Source organism: Rhodanobacter sp. FW106-PBR-R2A-2-24 (genome assembly GCF_058789615.1).
The window spans coordinates 3,180,760-3,198,567 of record NZ_JBYTBV010000002.1; the positions used below are offsets into that span (position 1 = coordinate 3,180,760).

The following is a 17,808-nucleotide window of genomic DNA, read 5'->3' on the forward strand; positions in this document are numbered from 1 at the left end:
CGGACGAGGAGGTCATCGAGATGACGATGCGGCTTGTCGTGGTAGGCAACGGCATGGTGGGCCACAAGTTGCTGGAGGAACTGGCGGCGCTGCAGCCGCCGGGCCTGGACGTCACCGTGCTGTGCGAGGAAACCCGGCCCGCGTATGACCGCGTGCATCTGTCGGAATTCTTTGCCGGCAAGAGCGCCGAGGATCTTTCGCTGGTGACACCCGGCTTCTTCGAGCAGGCCGGCATGCATCTGCGCCTGCGCACGCGTGCGGTAGGCATCGATCGCGCGATGAAGCGCGTGACCACCAGCGACGGCGAAGTCATTCCGTACGACAAGCTGGTGATCGCCGCGGGCTCGACGCCGTTCGTGCCGGCGATCCCGGGCAACGATCGTCCCGGCTGCCTGGTATATCGCACGCTGGACGATCTGGAATCGCTGGCGCAATGGGGCGGTGATTCCAGGCATGGCGTCGTGATAGGCGGCGGCCTGCTCGGCCTGGAGTGCGCCAAGGCACTGCGCGACATGGGGCTGGAGACGCACGTGGTGGAGTTCGCCGCGCGCCTGATGGCGGTGCAGGTGGACGACGTCGGCGGGCAGATGCTGCGCAAGACCATCGAGGATCTCGGCCTGGTCGTGCACACCGGCAAGAACACGCTGCAGATCACCGATGGCGAAACGCTGCGCCATCGCATGAGCTTCGCCGACGGCAGCAATCTGGAAACCGACCTCATCGTGTTTTCCGCCGGCATCCGGCCGCGCGACGAACTGGCGCGGCAGAGCGAACTGGGCGTGGGGCAGCGCGGCGGCATCATGGTCGACAACTTCTGCCGCACGCGCGACCGCGATGTCTACGCCATCGGCGAGTGCGCGCAATGGGGCGGCAAGGTGTTCGGCCTGGTGGCGCCGGGCTACGAGATGGCGCGCGTGGTGGCCAGCCATCTGAACGCATTGCTGACCCGGCGGCAGGCGCCCGAGTTGCCGGAGTTCGTCGGCGCGGACATGTCCACCAAGCTCAAGCTGATGGGCGTGGACGTGGCGAGCATCGGCGATGCGCACGGCGCGACGCCGGGCAGCCGCAGCTACCAGTTCAGCGACGGGCACCGGCAGGTCTACAAGAAGCTGGTGGTGTCCGAAGACGGCAAGCGCCTGCTCGGCGGCGTGCTGGTGGGCGATGCCACCGACTACGGCACGCTGCTGCAGATGGTGTTGAACGGCATGGAGCTGCCGGAGTCGCCCGAGTCGCTGATCCTGCCGGTTTCCGACGGCAAGGCGAAGCCGGGTCTCGCGGTGGACGCGCTGCCGGCATCGGCGCAGATCTGCTCCTGCAACAACGTCAGCAAGGGACAGCTGTGCGATGCCGTGGCGGCGGGCGCCACCTCGATCGACGCACTGAAGCAAGCGACGCGGGCAGGTACCACCTGCGGCGGCTGCGTGCCGCTGGTCACGCAGATCATGAAAGTGGAGATGAAGCGCCAGGGCATGGCGGTGGACAACCACCTCTGCGAACACTTCGCCTACTCGCGGCAGGAGCTCTATCACCTAGTCCGCGTGGAGCGCATCCGCCGCTTCGACGAGCTGCTGGCGCGGCACGGCAAGGGCCTGGGCTGCGACATCTGCAAGCCCACAGTGGCCAGCATCCTGGCGTCGTGCTGGAACGAGTTCGTGCTGCAGCAGGAACACGCCTCGCTGCAGGACTCCAACGACTACTTCCTGGCCAACATCCAGAAGGACGGCACCTATTCGGTGGTGCCGCGGATGGCGGGTGGCGAGGTGACGCCGGACGGGCTGATCGCGATCGGGCAGGTCGCGCGCAAGTACGGCCTCTACACCAAGCTCACCGGCGGGCAGCGCGTCGACATGTTCGGTGCACGGCTGGAGCAGCTGCCGCTGATCTGGGAGGAGCTGATCGCCGCCGGCTTCGAATCGGGCCATGCCTACGGCAAGTCGCTGCGCACGGTGAAGTCCTGCGTGGGTTCCACCTGGTGCCGCTACGGCGTGCAGGATTCGGTGGGTCAGGCCATCGACCTGGAGAACCGCTACAAGGGCCTGCGCTCGCCGCACAAGCTGAAGTTCGCCGTGTCCGGCTGCACGCGCGAATGCGCCGAGGCGCAGGGCAAGGACGTGGGCATCATCGCCACCGAGAAGGGCTGGAACCTCTACGTCTGCGGCAACGGCGGCATGAAGCCGCGCCATGCCGAGCTGCTGGCCGGCGACCTCGATACCGCGACCCTGGTCCGCTATATCGACCGCTTCCTGATGTTCTACATCCGCACGGCCGACCGCCTGCAACGCACCAGCACGTGGCGAGACAACCTCGAAGGCGGCATGGACTACCTGCGCGACGTGATCATCCACGACCGGCTGGGCATCGTCGCCGAGCTCGAGGCGGAAATGCGGCAGGTGATCGACAGCTACGAGTGCGAGTGGAAGAAGGCGGTGAGCGACCCGCAGGTGCGCCGGCGCTTCCGCCATTTCGTGAACAGCGATGCGGGCGACGGCCAGGTGAGCTTCGTGCCGGAGCGCGGGCAGATCCGCCCGGCGACGGTGGAAGAAAAGCATGGACGGCTCCGCAGCATCCCGGTTGTGGTCGAGACGGAGTGAAGCGATGAACGGCAACGCATCCCATGACGAATGGACGTCCGTATGCGGGCTCGACGAGATCGTGCCCGACACCGGCGTATGCGCCCTGGTCGGCGTCGAGCAGGTGGCGGTGTTCCGGCTCCGCGGCGGCGGGCTCCACGCCATCGGCAACGTCGATCCCCGCACGGAGGCGGCGGTGCTGTCGCGCGGGCTGGTCGGCAACCTGGGCGAACGGGTGGTGGTGGCCTCGCCCATCCACAAGCAGCATTTCGATCTGCGCACGGGGGAATGCCTGGAGTCGCCGCAGTACAGCGTGCCGCCGTGGCAGGTGCGATGCGTGGGCGCCTTGGTGCAGGTCAGGCACGGGGCGCCATGAGTCGAACGGGAGGCCATCGATGAAGCTGTATCCGCTCTTCGCCGACCTCAAGGGTCTGCCGGTGCTGGTGGTCGGCGGCGGCGCCGTCGCGCGCCGCAAGGCCGAGGCCTTGCTCGATGCTGGTGCGCGGGTCACGGTAGGTGCACCGCAACTGGACGAATCGCTGACTTGCCAGGTCGGGCAGGGGCAGCTGGCCTGGTTGCGCGGCGAGTTCGTGCCGGGCTGGCTCGATGGCATGTGGCTGGTCATCGCGGCCACCGACGATCGCGCACTCAACGCAGCGGTGGCGGTGGCAGCGGGCGAGCGGCGCATCTTTGCCAACGTGGTGGACGATGCGGCGCAGTCGCGCTTCCATGTGCCGGCCGTGGTTGACCGTTCGCCGCTGGTGGTGGCCATCTCTACGGCAGGCGCAGCGCCCGCGCTGGCACGCCGCGTGCGCGAAACCCTGGAGCGCCTGCTGGACAACGCACTGGGAGCGCTGGTGACGCTGGCGCAACGCCATCGTGCGCGCATCGTCCGGCAGCGGGCGGACCTGGCGCGCCGGCGCGAGTTCTATGACTGGCTGCACGATGGGCCGGTGCTGTCCTCATTGCGCAACGGCAGGGCACCGGAGGCGGAGCAGGCACTGCTCGATGCCTTGCGCGACGAGGGCGCGCCGCGGCGCAAGGGCTCCGTGGTGCTGGTTGGTGCAGGCCCTGGCCATCCGGGCCTGCTCACCCTGCAGGCCTTGCGTGCGCTGAACGAAGCGGACGTGATCCTGCACGACCAGCTGGTGGGTGCCGGGATTCTCGCGATGGCGCGGCGTGATGCCGAGCGCATCGACGTGGGCAAGCGCTGCGGCGGCCGCCACATGCCGCAGGAGCAGATCCACCGGCTCATGCTGGCGCATGCGCGCGAAGGCCGGCGCGTGGTGCGCCTGAAGGGCGGCGATCCCTTCGTGTTCGGCCGCGGTGGCGAGGAGCTGGCTTTCCTGCGTCGCCATGGCATCGCTTGCGAAGTAGTGCCGGGCGTCACCGCTGCGGTGGCGTGTGCAGCATATGCCGGCATTCCGCTGACTCATCGCGACCATGCGCGCTCGATCTGCCTGCTGACCGCCCACGGCAAGGAGGCCACCGATACGCTGGACGGGCGCGCGCTCGGCGATCCGCGGCAGACGCTTGCCATCTACATGGGCGTGGAGAGGATCGATGTGCTGGTGGACCGCCTGATGATGCAAGGCCGCTCGGCAGAGACGCCGATAGCCATCGTCGAAAACGGCAGCCTGCCGCAGCAGCGCGTGATCGCCGGCACCCTTGGCGAGCTGCCGAGGCTGGCCAGGACCCACGCCGTCGCCACGCCGTCGCTGCTCATCATCGGCGAAGTGGCGGCCTATGCCCGCGAGCACGCGTGGTTCGGCGAGCTGGTGGACGGGAGTTCCCGGATCGGGCTGCACGAACGCAGCGCGCAAGCCGAGCTGGCCTGATGGCGATGCCGCCCGCCGGTACCGGGATATTGCCGCTGGCCGGGCGCCGCATCGCCGTTCCCGAGTCGCGCGAACTCGATGTGTTCGCGGCCTTGCTGGAACGACGCGGAGCCAGCGTGCTGCGCTGCCCTCTGGTCGATATCCGCGACGCGCCGGATCCCGCGCCCGTGCTCGACTGGCTGCGCATGTTCATCGGCGGCGGTTGCGACGACCTGCTGCTGTTCACCGGCGAAGGCCTGCACCGCCTGCTCGCCATGATCGATCAGCATGCACCCGACCTCAGAGAGGGTTTTGTCGAACGCCTGGGCCAGGTGCGCATCGTTGCGCGCGGCCCCAAGCCGGGCCGCGTGCTGCGCGAACTGGGGCTGCGGCCCGACGTGGTCGCCGAACCGGCCACCACGCCCGGCGTGATCGCCTGCCTGCGTGAGTTCGACCTGCGCGGTCGGCGCGTCGGCGTGCAGCTGTACGGCAGCGAACCCAATGCGCCGTTGATGGCCTTTCTCGCCGAGGCGGGCGCAGTGGCGTTGCCGGTGGCTCCCTATCGCTATGCCGACGCGGCCGATGACGCCGATGTGCTGGATCTGGTCGAACGCATGCGCCGGGGCGAGATCGACGCGATGGCGTTCACCAGCCTGCAGCAGGTGGAGCGCTTGTTTCGCCTGGCGGAGGCCAGGGGACAGGGCGCAAGCCTGGGCGAAGCACTGTCCCGCACCGTGGTGGCTGCCGTCGGTCCTCTCGTGGCCGAGGCCTTGTCGCGGCACGGCGTGCATGTCCATGCGATTCCCTCCGGCAGCTACTACATGAAGCCGTTGACGCAGGCGTTGACCGGCGCGTTGCACTCCCGGCATCCGCAGACAGCACCCTGATCGGGCTTGGCATCTCCGTGCCGAAAGGGTAGAACCAACGATTGCCCATCGATGCATCGCCCCAGGAGTTTCCCCCGCATGACTTTCTCTGCGCCCACCGACGCCGCGCTCACGGAGCTGGCCGAGCAGGTGGCGGTCGCTGTCCAGCAGCGACGGCTGATGCTGGTCTCGGCCGAGTCGTGCACCGGTGGCTGGATCGCCAAGGCATGCACTGACTTGCCCGGCAGCTCGGCCTGGTTCGATGCCGGCGTGGTCACCTACAGCTACGAGGCGAAGCAGGCGCTGCTCGGCGTGGATCCGCGCACGCTGGAACACACCGGCGCGGTAAGCGAGGAAACCGCGCTGGAAATGGTTTCCGGCGCGCTGGCCCGTTTCGGCGCAGGCGTGGCGGTGGCGGTCACCGGCATCGCCGGCCCCAGCGGCGGCACGCCGGACAAGCCGGTGGGGACGGTGTGGATCGCCTGGAAACGTCGCGGCGGCTACGCCCATGCGCGGCTGTTCCATTTCGACGGCGACCGCGAGGCGGTGCGCCGGCAGACCGTGGCCGCGGCGCTCGCCGGATTGCGGAAAACCCTGACGGAGTGAAGCGCCGCGGGCCGGCTGACGGGCTTGACCGGTGTGGGATACTGAGAGCCTGTTTACGATCTCCGCATGACCCGCGCCGGGAGCTGTTTGCGTGCAGACCAAGGAAGAACGAAGGAGTGGACGTCCGTCCACGTCCGTCCACGACCGAGTGATGACGCCGGTATGCGGGCAAACAGACCCGGCCCTTCGGGTTGCCTTGCGGTGGCCGCCATGCGGCAGCGCGCGGCTTGGCCTGCCAGCCAGGCAGGCGCTGCGCCACGCGCCACCACCTGGCGGCCACCGCAAGGCAACGCGGGCCATGCGGAGATCGTAAACAGGCTCTATAGATCGCAGCCCGTGAGACGCGATCCGGGCATGATGCCCTCCATTCACAGCCCAACCGGAACCAAGACGATGGATGACAACAAGCGCAAGGCGCTCGCCTCCGCCCTCGGCCAGATCGAAAAGCAGTTCGGCAAGGGTGCCGTGATGCGCATGGGCGACCGCGTCAACGAAGCGATCGACACCGTGTCCACCGGTTCGCTGGGCTTGGACATCGCGCTGGGCGTGGGCGGCCTGCCGCGTGGCCGCGTGGTCGAGATCTACGGTCCGGAATCCTCGGGCAAGACCACACTCACCCTGCAGGTGATCGCCAACTGCCAGAAGAACGGCGGCACCGCGGCCTTCGTCGACGCCGAGCACGCGCTCGATCCCAGCTACGCCGCCAAGCTGGGCGTGGACGTGGACAACCTGCTGGTGTCCCAGCCCGACACCGGCGAGCAGGCACTGGAAATCGCCGACATGCTGGTGCGCTCGGGCGCGGTGGACGTGGTGGTGGTGGACTCGGTCGCCGCGCTCACGCCCAAGGCCGAAATCGAAGGCGAGATGGGCGACTCCCACGTCGGCCTGCACGCCCGCCTGATGAGCCAGGCGCTGCGCAAGCTCACCGCCAACATCAAGAAATCCGGCTGCCTGGTGATCTTCATCAACCAGATCCGCATGAAGATCGGCGTGATGTTCGGCAGCCCGGAAACCACCACCGGTGGCAACGCGTTGAAGTTCTACGCCTCGGTGCGGCTGGACATCCGCCGCATCGGCGCGGTGAAGAAGGGCGACGAGATCATCGGCTCGGAAACCCGCGTCAAGGTGGTCAAGAACAAGGTCGCCCCGCCGTTCCGCCAGACCGAGTTCGAGATCCTCTACGGCGAGGGCACCTCGCGCGAAGGCGAGATCATCGAGCTGGGCGTGGCGCAGAACCTGATCGACAAGTCCGGCGCTTGGTACAGCTACAAGGGCGACCGCATCGGCCAGGGCAAGGAAAACGTGCGCCAGTTCCTGCGCGACAACCCCGCCATCGCCAACGAGATCGACGCCGAACTGCGCGCGCGCCTCCTGGTGAGCGCCGGCGGCAGCGGCCTGCCGCTGGCCGCCGAGGCGATGGAAGAGGCGTGATTGCTGGTCGCCCGCTCCCCCGGCATGCCAGGGGGAGCAGGCTGGGGTGAGGGGGGCTTTTGAACCGTCGCCGCGAGCATGCCGACAAACCCCGGCCCAGTGCCTACGACAAGGCGCTGGGACTGCTCGCGCGCCGCGAGCAGTCGCGGCGCGAGCTGCGCCGCAAGCTGGGGCAGGGCGGCTACGAAGGCGAAGAAGCCGAAGCCGCGCTGGATCGCCTGGGCGAACAGCACTATCAGGACGACGAGCGTTTCGCCGGCATGCTGCTGCGCAACCGCGTGGCGCAAGGCTATGGGCCGGCGCGCATCCGCATGGAGCTGAAAACCCACGGCCTCGCCGATGCGGCGATCCGCCAGTTGCTGGACGAGGCTGAGGTGGACTGGAAAGCCAGCGCCCTGAATCAGCTGCGCCGCCACTACGGCTCACGGCCTGCCGCCGACCGCACCGAGACGGGCAAGCGGGCGCAATTCCTGCTGCGCCGCGGCTTTGCCGCCGCCACGGTAAGATATGCGACCCACGCCGAAGTGGACGAGGCCGACGAGGAAAGTTGAGCGCGGCCGCGCCATGGCGTGTCACCTGTCCAACACGCGACGCCCATGACCCAGACACCCATGAAAACGGCCGACATCCGCTCGACCTTCCTCGACTTCTTCCGTTCCAAGGAACACACCGTCGTGCCCTCGGCCTCGCTGGTGCCATCCAGCGACCCCACGCTGCTGTTCACCAACTCGGGCATGGTGCCGTTCAAGAACGTGTTCCTGGGCAGCGAGAAATTGCCCTACGTGCGCGCGGCCGATGTGCAGCGCTGCCTGCGCGCTGGCGGCAAGCACAACGACCTGGACGCCGTGGGCTACACCGCGCGCCACCACACCTTCTTCGAGATGCTGGGCAACTGGTCCTTCGGCGACTACTTCAAGCGCGAGGCCATCGCCTGGGCGTGGGAGCTGCTCACCGGCGTGTTCAAGCTGCCCGCCGACAAGCTCTGGGTCACCGTCTACCACACCGACGACGAGGCCTACGACATCTGGCACAAGCAAGTCGGCGTGCCGGCGGAGCGCATCGTGCGCATCGGCGACAACAAGGGCGCGCCCTACGCTTCGGACAACTTTTGGCAGATGGCCGACACCGGCCCCTGCGGCCCGTGCACCGAGATCTTCTACGACCACGGCCCCGGCGTGGCGGGCGGCCCGCCCGGCTCGCCCGACGAGGACGGCGACCGCTACATCGAGATCTGGAACCTGGTGTTCATGCAGTTCGACCGCGCGCCCGACGGCACGCTCGCGCCGCTGCCAGCGCCCTGCGTGGATACCGGCATGGGCCTGGAACGCCTCGCCGCCGTGCTGCAGCACGTGCACTCCAACTACGAGATCGACCTGTTCCAGCACCTCATCAAGGTGGCCGCCGAACTCACCGGCGAGAAAAACCTCGCCAACCAGTCGCTGCGCGTGATCGCCGACCATATTCGCGCGTGCTCTTTCCTGATCGTCGATGGTGTACTGCCCTCCAACGAAGGCCGCGGCTACGTGCTGCGCCGTATCATCCGCCGCGCCCTGCGCCACGGCTGGATGCTCGGCGTGCGCGGCGACTTCTTCTGGAAGATGGTGCAGCCGCTGGTCGAGGAGATGGGCGTGGCCTATCCCGAGCTGGCGGCCAAGCGGGCCTTTGTGGAGGACGCGCTGCGCACCGAGGAAGTGCGTTTCGGCGAGACGCTGGAGCACGGCATGCGCCTGTTCGATGAGGTCGCCGGCAAGCTCCAGGGCAAGACCATCCCCGGCGACGACGCCTTCCGCCTCTACGACACCTACGGCTTCCCGGTCGACCTCACCGCCGACATCGCGCGCGAGCGCGGCCTCGCGGTAGACATGGCCGGCTTCGAGCAGGCCATGAACGAACAGCGCGAGCGCGCCCGCGCCGCAGGCAAGTTCGAGGCCAAGGGGCAGATGCCGGCGGAACTCGCCAGCCAGCTCGCGCCCACCGCCTTCCTCGGCTACGAGACGCTGGCGGCGACTGGCTGCAAGGTGTTGGGCATCGTGCGTGACGGCCGCGAGGTGAAGCAGCTTGTCGAGGGCGAGCAGGGTTACGTGATCCTCGACCGCACGCCGTTCTACGCCGAATCCGGTGGCCAGGTGGGCGACACCGGCGCGCTGTCGAACGGCGCGGGTCGCTTCGCCGTGGCCGACACGCTGAAGATGGGCGGGGTGTTCTTCGGCCACGTCGGCAGCTGGCAGGGCGCGCAGCCGCTCAAGGCCGGCGACGTGCTGGACGCGCAGGTCGACGCCGCGCGCCGCCAGGCCATCGTGTTGAACCACTCCGCCACCCACCTGCTGCACGCCGCGCTGCGCAAGGTGCTGGGCACCCACGTCACCCAGAAGGGCTCGCTGGTGGCGCCCGAGCGCCTGCGCTTCGACTTCGCCCACCACAAACCGGTGAGCCGCGAGGAACTGGCTGCGGCCGAGGCGCTGGTCAACGCCGAGGTGCGCGGCAACGCGCAGGCTCAGGTGCGCCAGATGGCCTATGACGACGCCATCGCCTTCGGCGCGATGGCGCTGTTCGGCGAGAAATACGGCAGCGAAGTGCGCGTGCTGAAGATGGGCGAGTTCTCCACCGAGTTGTGTGGCGGCACCCATGTGGGCCGCACCGGCGACATCGGCCTGTTCAAGATCGTGGGCGAGTCCGGCGTGGCCTCCGGCGTGCGCCGCATCGAAGCCGTCACCGGCGCCGGCGCGCTGGCGCACGTGGCCGACGAGGAGCGCCGCCTGAACGACGTTGCGCAACTGCTGTCCGGCAACGGGCATGAGGTGGTGGACAAGCTGCACCAGCTCATCGACAAGCAGAAGAAGCTGGAGCGCGAGCTGGAATCCCTGCGCGCCAAGGCCGCCGGCAACGCCACCGCCGATCTCGCCGCCGCCGCGCAGGAGGTGGCCGGCATCAAGCTGGTAGCCGCGCGACTGGAAGGCCTCGATGCCAAATCGCTGCGCGACAGCGTGGATCAGCTCAAGCAGCAGCTTGGCGATTGCGTGGTGCTGTTGGCTGGCGCCACCGACGGCAAGGTATCCCTGGTGGCCGGCGTGCATGGCGCCGCGCTGGGCAAGGTCAAGGCCGGCGATGTGGTGTCTCACGTGGCGAAGCTGATCGGCGGCAAGGGGGGCGGCCGCCCGGACATGGCCCAGGGTGGCGGCGACGATGCCCCCGCACTGCCGGCCGTGCTGGCCGGTCTGCCGATGTGGGTTGGCGCGCAGTTGTCAGGCTGAACACGCCTGCTGCCGGGTGTAAGCGGGTTCGCGAGCTTGTGCGAGCGAAGGATGCTGGGTAGTATCCTTCGAATGCCTGCAAGCACGGTTCGTGTCCGACAACATGATCGACGCGACAGGTGTTTGCAGGAGAACCGGGAAGGCAAGATGGCCTTCGGCGGGTCAAAGTCGAGCTGCGGTGGTGGTGGTTCAGGGGTGAGGCGTCACCATCGCGGGTCTGGAACCAGGAATTGATGGAGCAGTGACCATGTTGATTCTGACCCGCAGGGTTGGTGAGACCCTGATGATCGGCGACGAGGTGACCGTCACCGTATTGGGCGTAAAGGGTAATCAGGTGCGTATCGGCATCAATGCGCCCAAGAACGTTGCCGTTCACCGCGAAGAGATCTACCAGCGCATCAAGGGCGAACACGAGTCCGGTGCCAGCCACGGCGACGACGAGCAACACTGATCGTTGCCCTTGGGCTTTACGCGGAGCGGGCAGTTGGTTATCCTTGTCGGCTTCGCAGCGACACCAAACCCGGAGAGATGCCCGAGTGGCCGAAGGGGCTCCCCTGCTAAGGGAGTATAGGGTCAAAAGCCTTATCGAGGGTTCGAATCCCTCTCTCTCCGCCAGATACGCAAAACGCCCCCTCGTGGGGCGTTTTGCGTATCTGGCGGAGAGACTGCACAGGGTCGCCATCATTCACGGCTCGCCTTACCATCCACACATGACCGAATCCGTCGCTCTCCGTTTCCGCTCGGCCGTTGCTGCCGACATCCCTGCCATCGTCGCCCTGGTCGAGTCCGCCTATCGCGGCGACTCCGGCCGTCGTGGCTGGACCACCGAGTCCGATCTGCTGGATGGCCAGCGTACTGACGCCGCCGGGGTGGCGGCCCTGCTCCACTCGCCGGATAGCCAGGTGTTGCTGGCCGAGCGCGAGGATTGCCTGCTCGCCAGCTGCCATATCGCGCGACACGATGGGGAGGGTTACTTCGGCATGTTCGCGGTCGCCCCGGCGCAGCAGGGCGGCGGTTTGGGCAAGGCGGTCCTGGCCGAGGCCGAACGCATCGCGCGCGTGGACTGGCATTGCCGCACGATGCACATGACGGTGATCGTGCAGCGCACGGAACTGATCGCCTTCTACGAACGGCGCGGCTATCGGCGCACGGGCGAATACCAGCCGTTCCCCTATGGCGACGCGCGTTTCGGCGTTCCGCGTCGCGACGACCTGCGCTTCGAGGTGCTGCGCAAAGCGCTCGACGGGGTGGCGGCATGAGCCTGGAAAGCGAAGGCTGGGTGCGGGTGGGTACGCGCAGTGAATTCCTGCCTGGCGAATACAAGCTGGTGTTCGATGGCGACACGCCGATTGCGGTGTACAACATCGACGGCGCGCTCTATGCCATCGAAGACACCTGTACCCACGACGGTGGCGACCTCGCCGGTGGCGAGGTGTTCGGCTTCGAGGTGGAGTGCCCGCGCCACGGCGCGCGCTTCGACCTGCGCAGCGGCGCGGTGACGCGTCCGCCGGCGGTGGAACCCATCGCGAGCTTCCCGTTGCGCGAGGAAGACGGCGCGATCTGGACACGCGACGATCGATGACGCGAGGCGGGTGAGTATGAGCGGTCTTCCCCGCCCGCTGGAATCAAACACGGCATCCATGGCCACCTTTTCAAAGGTGGTAGACGAAGGCCAGTGTCTCGCTGGACTGGTTGCGCGAGCCGTACCGGCGCACCAGCGGGCTGGCGGCGGCGTTGCCGAGCAGGCGGCCGAACTCCAGCGAGGTGGCGATGCCGGTGTGCTTGCCGATGGGCAGGAACAGCGCGTATTCCAGGGCGGCGAGCTGCTGGCCTGCACCTGGCTGCCAGACCGCCACGCCCAGCGCCGATGCCGAGCCGGACGCAATGCCGAAGAAACGCCGCATCGCGGCGCCGTTCATCGCTTGCCAGCGCAGGGTGAGCGACTGCTCCAGCAGGCCAAGCCGTGGTGGATCCCATTCCGCATAGAGCTCGAGGTAGCCGCCGCGCCCCGTGAGATCGTGGCTGAGGTGCGCGCCGGCATCCAGTTGCGGGGTGAAGTCCCACTCCAGGTAGCCGCCGGCGGTGGGGCGTGGCGCCAGCGTGGGCAGTTTGCCGGCCAGCGCGCCAAGATCGTCGTGGTCGCGGCCCCACTGGAAGTTGCCGTAGAGGCCGCCATGCAGGTGCGCGCCGCGCAGCCAATCCCACTGCAGGCCCGTTTCGCTGGAGAGCTGGAAGCCGTACTGCGGCAGTTCGATGTCCACGAACGGAATCGGGTCGTTGCGCTGCGTGCGCGCGCCGGCCCAGCTCGGCATGCGCTGCATGCTGGCGCCGATGGACCACGTGGGCGCGCCATCGGCGGCCATCACCTGCAGCGGTAATAGACAAAGCAGGATCGGCAGCAGGTGGTGGGCGAAGCGCATCGGCGAGTTTGTGGATGGGGACGCACAGGTTAACGGCTGACTCGACGTCCGGCTTACCGGGGGCAGGGAAAGGGCGCCGAAAGACAGCCAGCCTACCGTGCCGGGCATCGTTGATCGAGAGTGCGCCGTCGTGCCTGTTTCCGCGTGGGCCATCCTGTGCGACTTCGACGGCACCATTTCCGTCGAGGATGTGATCGATTCGCTGCTTGACCGTTATGGCAGGCCGGGCTGGGAGGCGCTGGAGCAGGATTGGCGCGCCGGCCGCATCGGCTCGCGCGAGTGCATGGCCGGCCAGGTGGGCCTGCTGGAGATGACCCGCACCGAGCTGGACGAGCACCTGCGCGAGCTGTGGATCGACCACGCCTTCCCCGGTTTCGTGGCCAAGGCGCGCGAGCTCCATGTGCCCATCCGTATCGTCAGCGACGGCCTCGACTACGCCATCGAGCAGATCCTCGGTCGCTACGGCCTGGCCGACCTGCCGCTGGCCGCCAACCATCTCGCGCCGGCCATGCAGCCTGGGCAGTGGCGGCTCACCTCGCCGTTCAAGGCCGAGGGTTGCCGCAGCGGCACCTGCAAATGCGCCTGCGTGGCGGATGCGCGCAAGACCGGCAGCAAGACCCTGCTGATCGGCGACGGCGCCTCCGACTTCTGTGCCGCCGACCGCGTGGACTTCGTGTTCGCCAAGCACCGCCTGATCGAACACTGCCGCACCGCCGGCATTCCCTACATGCCGATCACCGGCTTCGACGACGCGGTGGATTACCTGCCGCGCCTGCTCGACGGCAGCCTCGTGCCGCATCTGCACCAACGCGAAGCCGCCGCGGCCTGAGCGGCTGCCGCGGTTTCGCCGTCCTCTTCCCGCAACCGTTCCCCGGATCGAACCCATGAATATCGACAAGAACGCCGTCGGTTTCATCGACGACGCGCAGCTGCTCGCCGACGAGGCCAAATACAGCTCCTTCGGCGACACCGTGCACTACGTGGACCCGCCGAAGATCTTCCGCCACGGTGAAGGCAGCTACATGTTCGACACCGCCGGCACGCCGTTCCTCGACCTGCAGATGTGGTACTCGGCGGTCAACTTCGGCTACGGCAACAAGCGCCTGAACGATGCGCTGAAGAAGCAGATCGACGTGTTGCCGCAGGTGGCCAGCCAGTACCTGCACCAGACCCGCATCGAGCTGGCCAAGACGGTGGCGCTGGATGCGAAGAAGAAGTTCGGCCTGGACGGCCGCGTGCACTTCAACGTGGGCGGTGCGCAGGCGATCGAGGATTCGCTGAAGCTGGTGCGCAACTACAAGAACGGCAAGAGCCTGATGTTCGCCTTCGAGGGCGGCTACCACGGCCGCACGCTGGGCGCCTCGTCGATCACCTCCAGCTACCGCTACCGCCGCCGCTTCGGCCACTTCGGCGAGCGAGCGATGTTCCTGCCGTTCCCGTACCCGTTCCGCCGCCCCAAGGGCATGACGCCGGAAGAGTATTCCGACAGCTGCGTGCACCAGTTCGCGCGCCTGTTCGAAACCGAATACAACGGTGTGTGGGATCCGAAAACCAACCAGTGCGAGTACGCCGCGTTCTACGTCGAGCCGATCCAGGGCACCGGCGGCTACGTGATCCCGCCGCCGGGCTTCTTCAAGGGACTGAAGAAGGTGCTCGACCAGTACGGCATCCTGATGGTGTCCGACGAAATCCAGATGGGCTTCTGGCGCACCGGCAAGCTGTGGTCGATCGAGAACTTCGGCGTGACGCCGGACGTGATCGTGTTCGGCAAGGCGCTCACCAACGGCTTGAACCCGCTCTCCGGCCTGTGGGCGCGCGAGGAACTCATCAACCCGACGATCTTCCCGCCTGGCTCCACCCACAGCACGTTCAACTCCAACCCGCTGGGCACCTCGCTCGGCCTCGAAGTCATCAAGATGGGCTACGAGCTGGACTACGAGACCACCGTGCCAAAGAAGGGTGCGCACTTCCTCGAAGGCCTGCGCGGGCTGCAGAAGAAGCACAAGGAAATCGGCGACGTCGACGGCCTCGGCCTTGCGCTGCGCGCTGAGATCTGCACCGAGGACGGCTTCACCCCGAACAAGGCACTGCTCGACAAGATGGTCGACATCGGCCTGGCGGGCGACCTCGAACACAACGGCAAGAAGATCGGCCTCGTGCTCGACGTGGGCGGCTGGTACAAGAACGTGATCACCTTCGCGCCCTCGCTGGACATCACGCACGAAGAGATTGACCTGGCGATGAGCCTGCTGGATCAGTTGCTGACCAAGGCCAAGAAGGGCTGATCCCCGGTTGCCCGGTACAAGCACAAGGCCCGGCGGGCGACCGCCGGGCCTTGTGCTTTTCGCCATCTTCCTGTTGACAGGCGGGGAAGGGGCGTGGATGGCCCGGCTTTGCAGAGCGGGCAAGGATCCGCTTGGCCGTCCCTGTGGCAAAAAGGCTTACTGGCTGGAAATTTCGCAAGCCATCGACGCGAAAACCGTCCGCACGATTCTGCGGCGGGCCTACTGCCATTCAGCGTTTCACCTTTCCTCCGTGCTCGTTGTCGACGCGCTTGTCCCCGGTACACAGCGACGGGGTAGCGACTGGATGCGCATCCACCGGCCACACGGCCGCCGTCAGGGCGATATGACCGCTGCCCTGGAAGGACGTTGCCGAATGACCCAGTTGCAGCTGGTAGTCGCCGGCGGGCTGCTGCCAGTGCTGGCTCCTGCCGTCGAACTTCGCCAGCAGGCGTGGGTCGGCGGTGATCGTGAGTTGCGCGGACTGGCCGGGCTTCAGGCTGATGCGGCACCAGCCGGCCAGTCGCCGCACTTCGCCCGAGCCGGGCAGGGTCACGTACAGCTGCGGCACGTCCACGCCTGTGCGTGAGCCGCGGTTGGTCACGGTGAACGAGGCGGTGATCCTGCCGTTGGCCACGTGCGGCGCGAAGCCGCTGTAGTCGAAGTGCGTGTAGCTCAGGCCGTAGCCGAACGGGAACAGCGGTGTGAGCTGCTTGCGCTGATACCAGCGGTAACCCACGTCGGCGCCTTCGATGTTGTAGTCCACGTCCTGCGCCGGCTGGCCCTGCGGCGGCAGGCCGATGGACGTCAGGCCGGCACCGGGGATGGTCGGGCGTGGCAGTTGCGATTCGTCGCGTGGCCAGGTCAGCGGCAGGCGGCCGGATGGATCGACCTCGCCGTACAGCAGCCGCGCAATGGCCTCGCCGCCGGCGGCGCCGGGGTACCACGCCTCCAGCACCGCACCGACGTGGTCGAGCCACGGCATGGCGATTGGGCCATTGTTCTCCAGCACCACGATGGTGTGCGGGTTGGCCTTGGCCACGGCTTCCACCAGCGCGTCCTGGTTGCCCGGCAGCGCGAGGTGTGGCGTGTCGAAGCTTTCCGCCGCCCACTGCTCGACGAACACCACCGCGACCCTCGACTGCGCCGCGAGCTTCGCGGCGGCGGCGATGTCTTCTCCGCTGGCATAGCTCACCGTGCCATGTGCACGTTGCTTGATGGCGACCAGCGGCGCGGACGGCTGGTAGATGCGCGGCCCCGGCCATGCCAAGGGTGGCAGGCCGGGCACCGCGTTGCCCTGCGGCGACTGCACCGCCGAGGACCCGCCGCCGGTCAGCACGCCCTTGTCGGCGTGGCCGCCGATCACCGCCACGGACTGCGCGGCGGACAGCGGCAGCAGCGCGTCCTGGTTGCGCAGCAGCACCGCGCCCGCTTCCTCGGCGCGCTGCGCCACCTTGCGGTCGGCGGCGAAGTCGATCGGCGCCTGCGTGGCGGGATGGTCGATCACGCCAGCGGCGAACAGGCTGCGCAGGATGCGCCGCGCCATGTCGTCGATGCGCGACTGTGGCACTTCGCCGGACGCGACCGCGGCGCCCAGTGGCTGGTCGAAGTACACCTCCTTGTCGAAGGTCTCGCCGGCCGATTCCTGATCCAGCCCGGCCAGCGCGGCTTTCGCGGCGCTGTGCACCGCGCCCCAGTCCGACATCACGAAGCCGGGGTAGTGCCAGTCGTGCTTCAGCACCTGGTTGAGCAGCCAGTCGTTCTCACACGCGTAGACGCTGTTGATGCGGTTGTACGAGCACATCACCGAACCCGGGTGGCCGATCGCGATGGCGATCTCGAAGGCGAGCAGGTCCGACTCGCGCGCCGCGGCGCGGTCGATGTTCGCGTTCAGCGTGGTGCGGTCGGTTTCCAGGTCGTTGAGCGCGTAGTGCTTGATGGTGGAGACGAGATGCTGGCTCTGGATGCCGGCGATCGCATGGCCGACGATCACCCCGGCCAGCAGCGGGTCCTCGCCCGCGTATTCGAAGTTGCGGCCGTTGCGCGGATCGCGCACCAGGTCCACCCCGCCAGCCAGCATCACGTTGAAGCCGCGGCGGTGCGCCTCGTCGCCGATCATCGCGCCGCCGGCATAGGCGATCGCCGGGTCGAAACTGGCCGCGGTGGCCAGGCCCGAGGGCAGGGCGGTGGCGCCGAGCTGGTGCGGCTTGGCCACGCCGAGGCCGGCATCGCTTTCCTGGATGGCGGGCAGGCCGAGCCGCGCGATCGCCGGGCCGTAGCCGGCCGAACCCAGTGCGCCGAGCGCCATCACGTGGCCGTTCTCGGTATCACCGAAATCGACGCGGAGCAGGCGGAACTTCTCGTCCTGCGTCATCGCCTTCAGCGCGAGATCGGCGCGCTGGTCGGGCGTGAGTGCGGGATTCATCCAGGGGTGCGCGTCGTTGCCAGTGGTCGCCGCGGTGCACGTTCCGCCCAAGGCCAGCAACGCCATGCCGATGAAGGAAACTATGCGGGTCTTGTGAGGTGCCATGACATTTCCTTCGTTTTTGCGGAACAGACTGGAAG

At 67.7% G+C, this 17,808-nt stretch carries 15 protein-coding genes and 1 tRNA gene; 14 read left to right on the top strand and 2 right to left on the bottom strand.

Annotation, left to right across the window (positions count from 1 at the left end):
- Positions 1-20 precede the first annotated feature (20 nt).
- The 12 genes from nirB to AC3WQA_RS15685 all read left to right on the top strand — a co-directional run bounded on the left by nirB (position 21) and on the right by AC3WQA_RS15685 (position 12,123).
- Positions 21-2,591 (top strand): nitrite reductase large subunit NirB, encoded by a 2,571-nt coding sequence (gene nirB, locus AC3WQA_RS15630; protein WP_492675955.1) that lies wholly within the window; start codon positions 21-23, stop codon positions 2,589-2,591.
- Between the two features lie 4 nt (positions 2,592-2,595).
- Entirely contained in the window at positions 2,596-2,946 is a 351-nt protein-coding gene (gene nirD, locus AC3WQA_RS15635; protein WP_492675956.1) for a nitrite reductase small subunit NirD, read from the top strand.
- A 19-nt stretch (positions 2,947-2,965) separates the two neighbouring features.
- The gene (gene cysG / locus AC3WQA_RS15640) at positions 2,966-4,408 is read left to right on the top strand and encodes a siroheme synthase CysG (RefSeq protein ID WP_492675957.1); all 1,443 of its coding nucleotides are present in this window, start codon (positions 2,966-2,968) and stop codon (positions 4,406-4,408) included.
- Positions 4,408-5,274, top strand: a complete 867-nt coding sequence (locus tag AC3WQA_RS15645; protein WP_492675958.1) for a uroporphyrinogen-III synthase — start codon at positions 4,408-4,410, stop codon at positions 5,272-5,274. Before cysG ends, AC3WQA_RS15645 begins: the two co-directional genes overlap by 1 nt.
- 78 nt (positions 5,275-5,352) lie before the next feature.
- A complete protein-coding gene (locus tag AC3WQA_RS15650; protein ID WP_492675959.1) occupies positions 5,353-5,859 on the top strand; it encodes a CinA family protein in 507 nt (168 codons plus the stop codon).
- A 393-nt stretch (positions 5,860-6,252) separates the two neighbouring features.
- Positions 6,253-7,290, top strand: coding sequence for a recombinase RecA (recA, locus tag AC3WQA_RS15655; protein WP_492675960.1), 1,038 nt, complete (start codon positions 6,253-6,255; stop codon positions 7,288-7,290).
- A gap of 59 nt (positions 7,291-7,349) precedes the next feature.
- Positions 7,350-7,841 (top strand): regulatory protein RecX, encoded by a 492-nt coding sequence (locus AC3WQA_RS15660; protein WP_492675961.1) that lies wholly within the window; start codon positions 7,350-7,352, stop codon positions 7,839-7,841.
- 60 nt (positions 7,842-7,901) lie between these two features.
- The gene (alaS, locus tag AC3WQA_RS15665) at positions 7,902-10,541 is read left to right on the top strand and encodes an alanine--tRNA ligase (RefSeq protein ID WP_492676376.1); all 2,640 of its coding nucleotides are present in this window, start codon (positions 7,902-7,904) and stop codon (positions 10,539-10,541) included.
- 247 nt (positions 10,542-10,788) lie between these two features.
- Positions 10,789-10,992 carry a carbon storage regulator CsrA gene (gene csrA, locus AC3WQA_RS15670; protein WP_492675962.1) on the top strand — a complete coding sequence of 68 codons (204 nt, stop codon included), beginning with the start codon at positions 10,789-10,791 and terminating at the stop codon, positions 10,990-10,992.
- A gap of 71 nt (positions 10,993-11,063) precedes the next feature.
- A tRNA-Ser gene (locus tag AC3WQA_RS15675) sits at positions 11,064-11,156 on the top strand.
- A gap of 95 nt (positions 11,157-11,251) precedes the next feature.
- Positions 11,252-11,800 carry a GNAT family N-acetyltransferase gene (locus AC3WQA_RS15680; protein WP_492675963.1) on the top strand — a complete coding sequence of 183 codons (549 nt, stop codon included), beginning with the start codon at positions 11,252-11,254 and terminating at the stop codon, positions 11,798-11,800.
- On the top strand, positions 11,797-12,123 hold the full coding sequence (locus AC3WQA_RS15685; RefSeq protein WP_492675964.1) for a non-heme iron oxygenase ferredoxin subunit: 327 nt from the start codon (positions 11,797-11,799) through the stop codon (positions 12,121-12,123). The genes AC3WQA_RS15680 and AC3WQA_RS15685 overlap by 4 nt, the downstream gene beginning before the upstream one ends.
- A 70-nt stretch (positions 12,124-12,193) precedes the next feature.
- Here the strand turns inward: AC3WQA_RS15685 and AC3WQA_RS15690 are convergent, their stop codons facing one another.
- Complete coding sequence (locus tag AC3WQA_RS15690) at positions 12,194-12,961, bottom strand: MipA/OmpV family protein (protein ID WP_492675965.1); 768 nt, start codon at positions 12,959-12,961, stop codon at positions 12,194-12,196.
- A gap of 130 nt (positions 12,962-13,091) precedes the next feature.
- Between AC3WQA_RS15690 and AC3WQA_RS15695 the strand changes: the two genes are divergently transcribed.
- Positions 13,092-13,790, top strand: coding sequence for an MtnX-like HAD-IB family phosphatase (locus tag AC3WQA_RS15695; RefSeq protein ID WP_492675966.1), 699 nt, complete (start codon positions 13,092-13,094; stop codon positions 13,788-13,790).
- Positions 13,791-13,845: 55 nt separating this feature from the next.
- Positions 13,846-15,246 (top strand): aspartate aminotransferase family protein, encoded by a 1,401-nt coding sequence (locus tag AC3WQA_RS15700; protein WP_492675967.1) that lies wholly within the window; start codon positions 13,846-13,848, stop codon positions 15,244-15,246.
- Between the two features lie 229 nt (positions 15,247-15,475).
- Here the strand turns inward: AC3WQA_RS15700 and AC3WQA_RS15705 are convergent, their stop codons facing one another.
- Complete coding sequence (locus tag AC3WQA_RS15705; RefSeq protein WP_492675968.1) at positions 15,476-17,773, bottom strand: beta-glucosidase; 2,298 nt, start codon at positions 17,771-17,773, stop codon at positions 15,476-15,478.
- Between the last annotated feature and the right edge of the window lie 35 nt (positions 17,774-17,808).

Bases quoted from the DNA above. Each gene is read 5' to 3' on its own strand.
- AC3WQA_RS15680 (WP_492675963.1), top strand. From the start codon at position 11,252: ATGACCGAATCCGTCGCTCTCCGTTTCCGCTCGGCCGTTGCTGCCGAC.
- AC3WQA_RS15685 (WP_492675964.1), top strand. From the start codon at position 11,797: ATGAGCCTGGAAAGCGAAGGCTGGGTGCGGGTGGGTACGCGCAGTGAA.
- AC3WQA_RS15650 (WP_492675959.1), top strand. From the start codon at position 5,353: ATGACTTTCTCTGCGCCCACCGACGCCGCGCTCACGGAGCTGGCCGAG.
- nirB (WP_492675955.1), top strand. From the start codon at position 21: ATGACGATGCGGCTTGTCGTGGTAGGCAACGGCATGGTGGGCCACAAG.
- AC3WQA_RS15700 (WP_492675967.1), top strand. From the start codon at position 13,846: ATGAATATCGACAAGAACGCCGTCGGTTTCATCGACGACGCGCAGCTG.
- csrA (WP_492675962.1), top strand. From the start codon at position 10,789: ATGTTGATTCTGACCCGCAGGGTTGGTGAGACCCTGATGATCGGCGAC.
- alaS (WP_492676376.1), top strand. From the start codon at position 7,902: ATGAAAACGGCCGACATCCGCTCGACCTTCCTCGACTTCTTCCGTTCC.
- nirD (WP_492675956.1), top strand. From the start codon at position 2,596: ATGAACGGCAACGCATCCCATGACGAATGGACGTCCGTATGCGGGCTC.
- AC3WQA_RS15690 (WP_492675965.1), bottom strand. From the start codon at position 12,961: ATGCGCTTCGCCCACCACCTGCTGCCGATCCTGCTTTGTCTATTACCG.
- recA (WP_492675960.1), top strand. From the start codon at position 6,253: ATGGATGACAACAAGCGCAAGGCGCTCGCCTCCGCCCTCGGCCAGATC.
- AC3WQA_RS15705 (WP_492675968.1), bottom strand. From the start codon at position 17,773: ATGGCACCTCACAAGACCCGCATAGTTTCCTTCATCGGCATGGCGTTG.
- AC3WQA_RS15645 (WP_492675958.1), top strand. From the start codon at position 4,408: ATGGCGATGCCGCCCGCCGGTACCGGGATATTGCCGCTGGCCGGGCGC.
- cysG (WP_492675957.1), top strand. From the start codon at position 2,966: ATGAAGCTGTATCCGCTCTTCGCCGACCTCAAGGGTCTGCCGGTGCTG.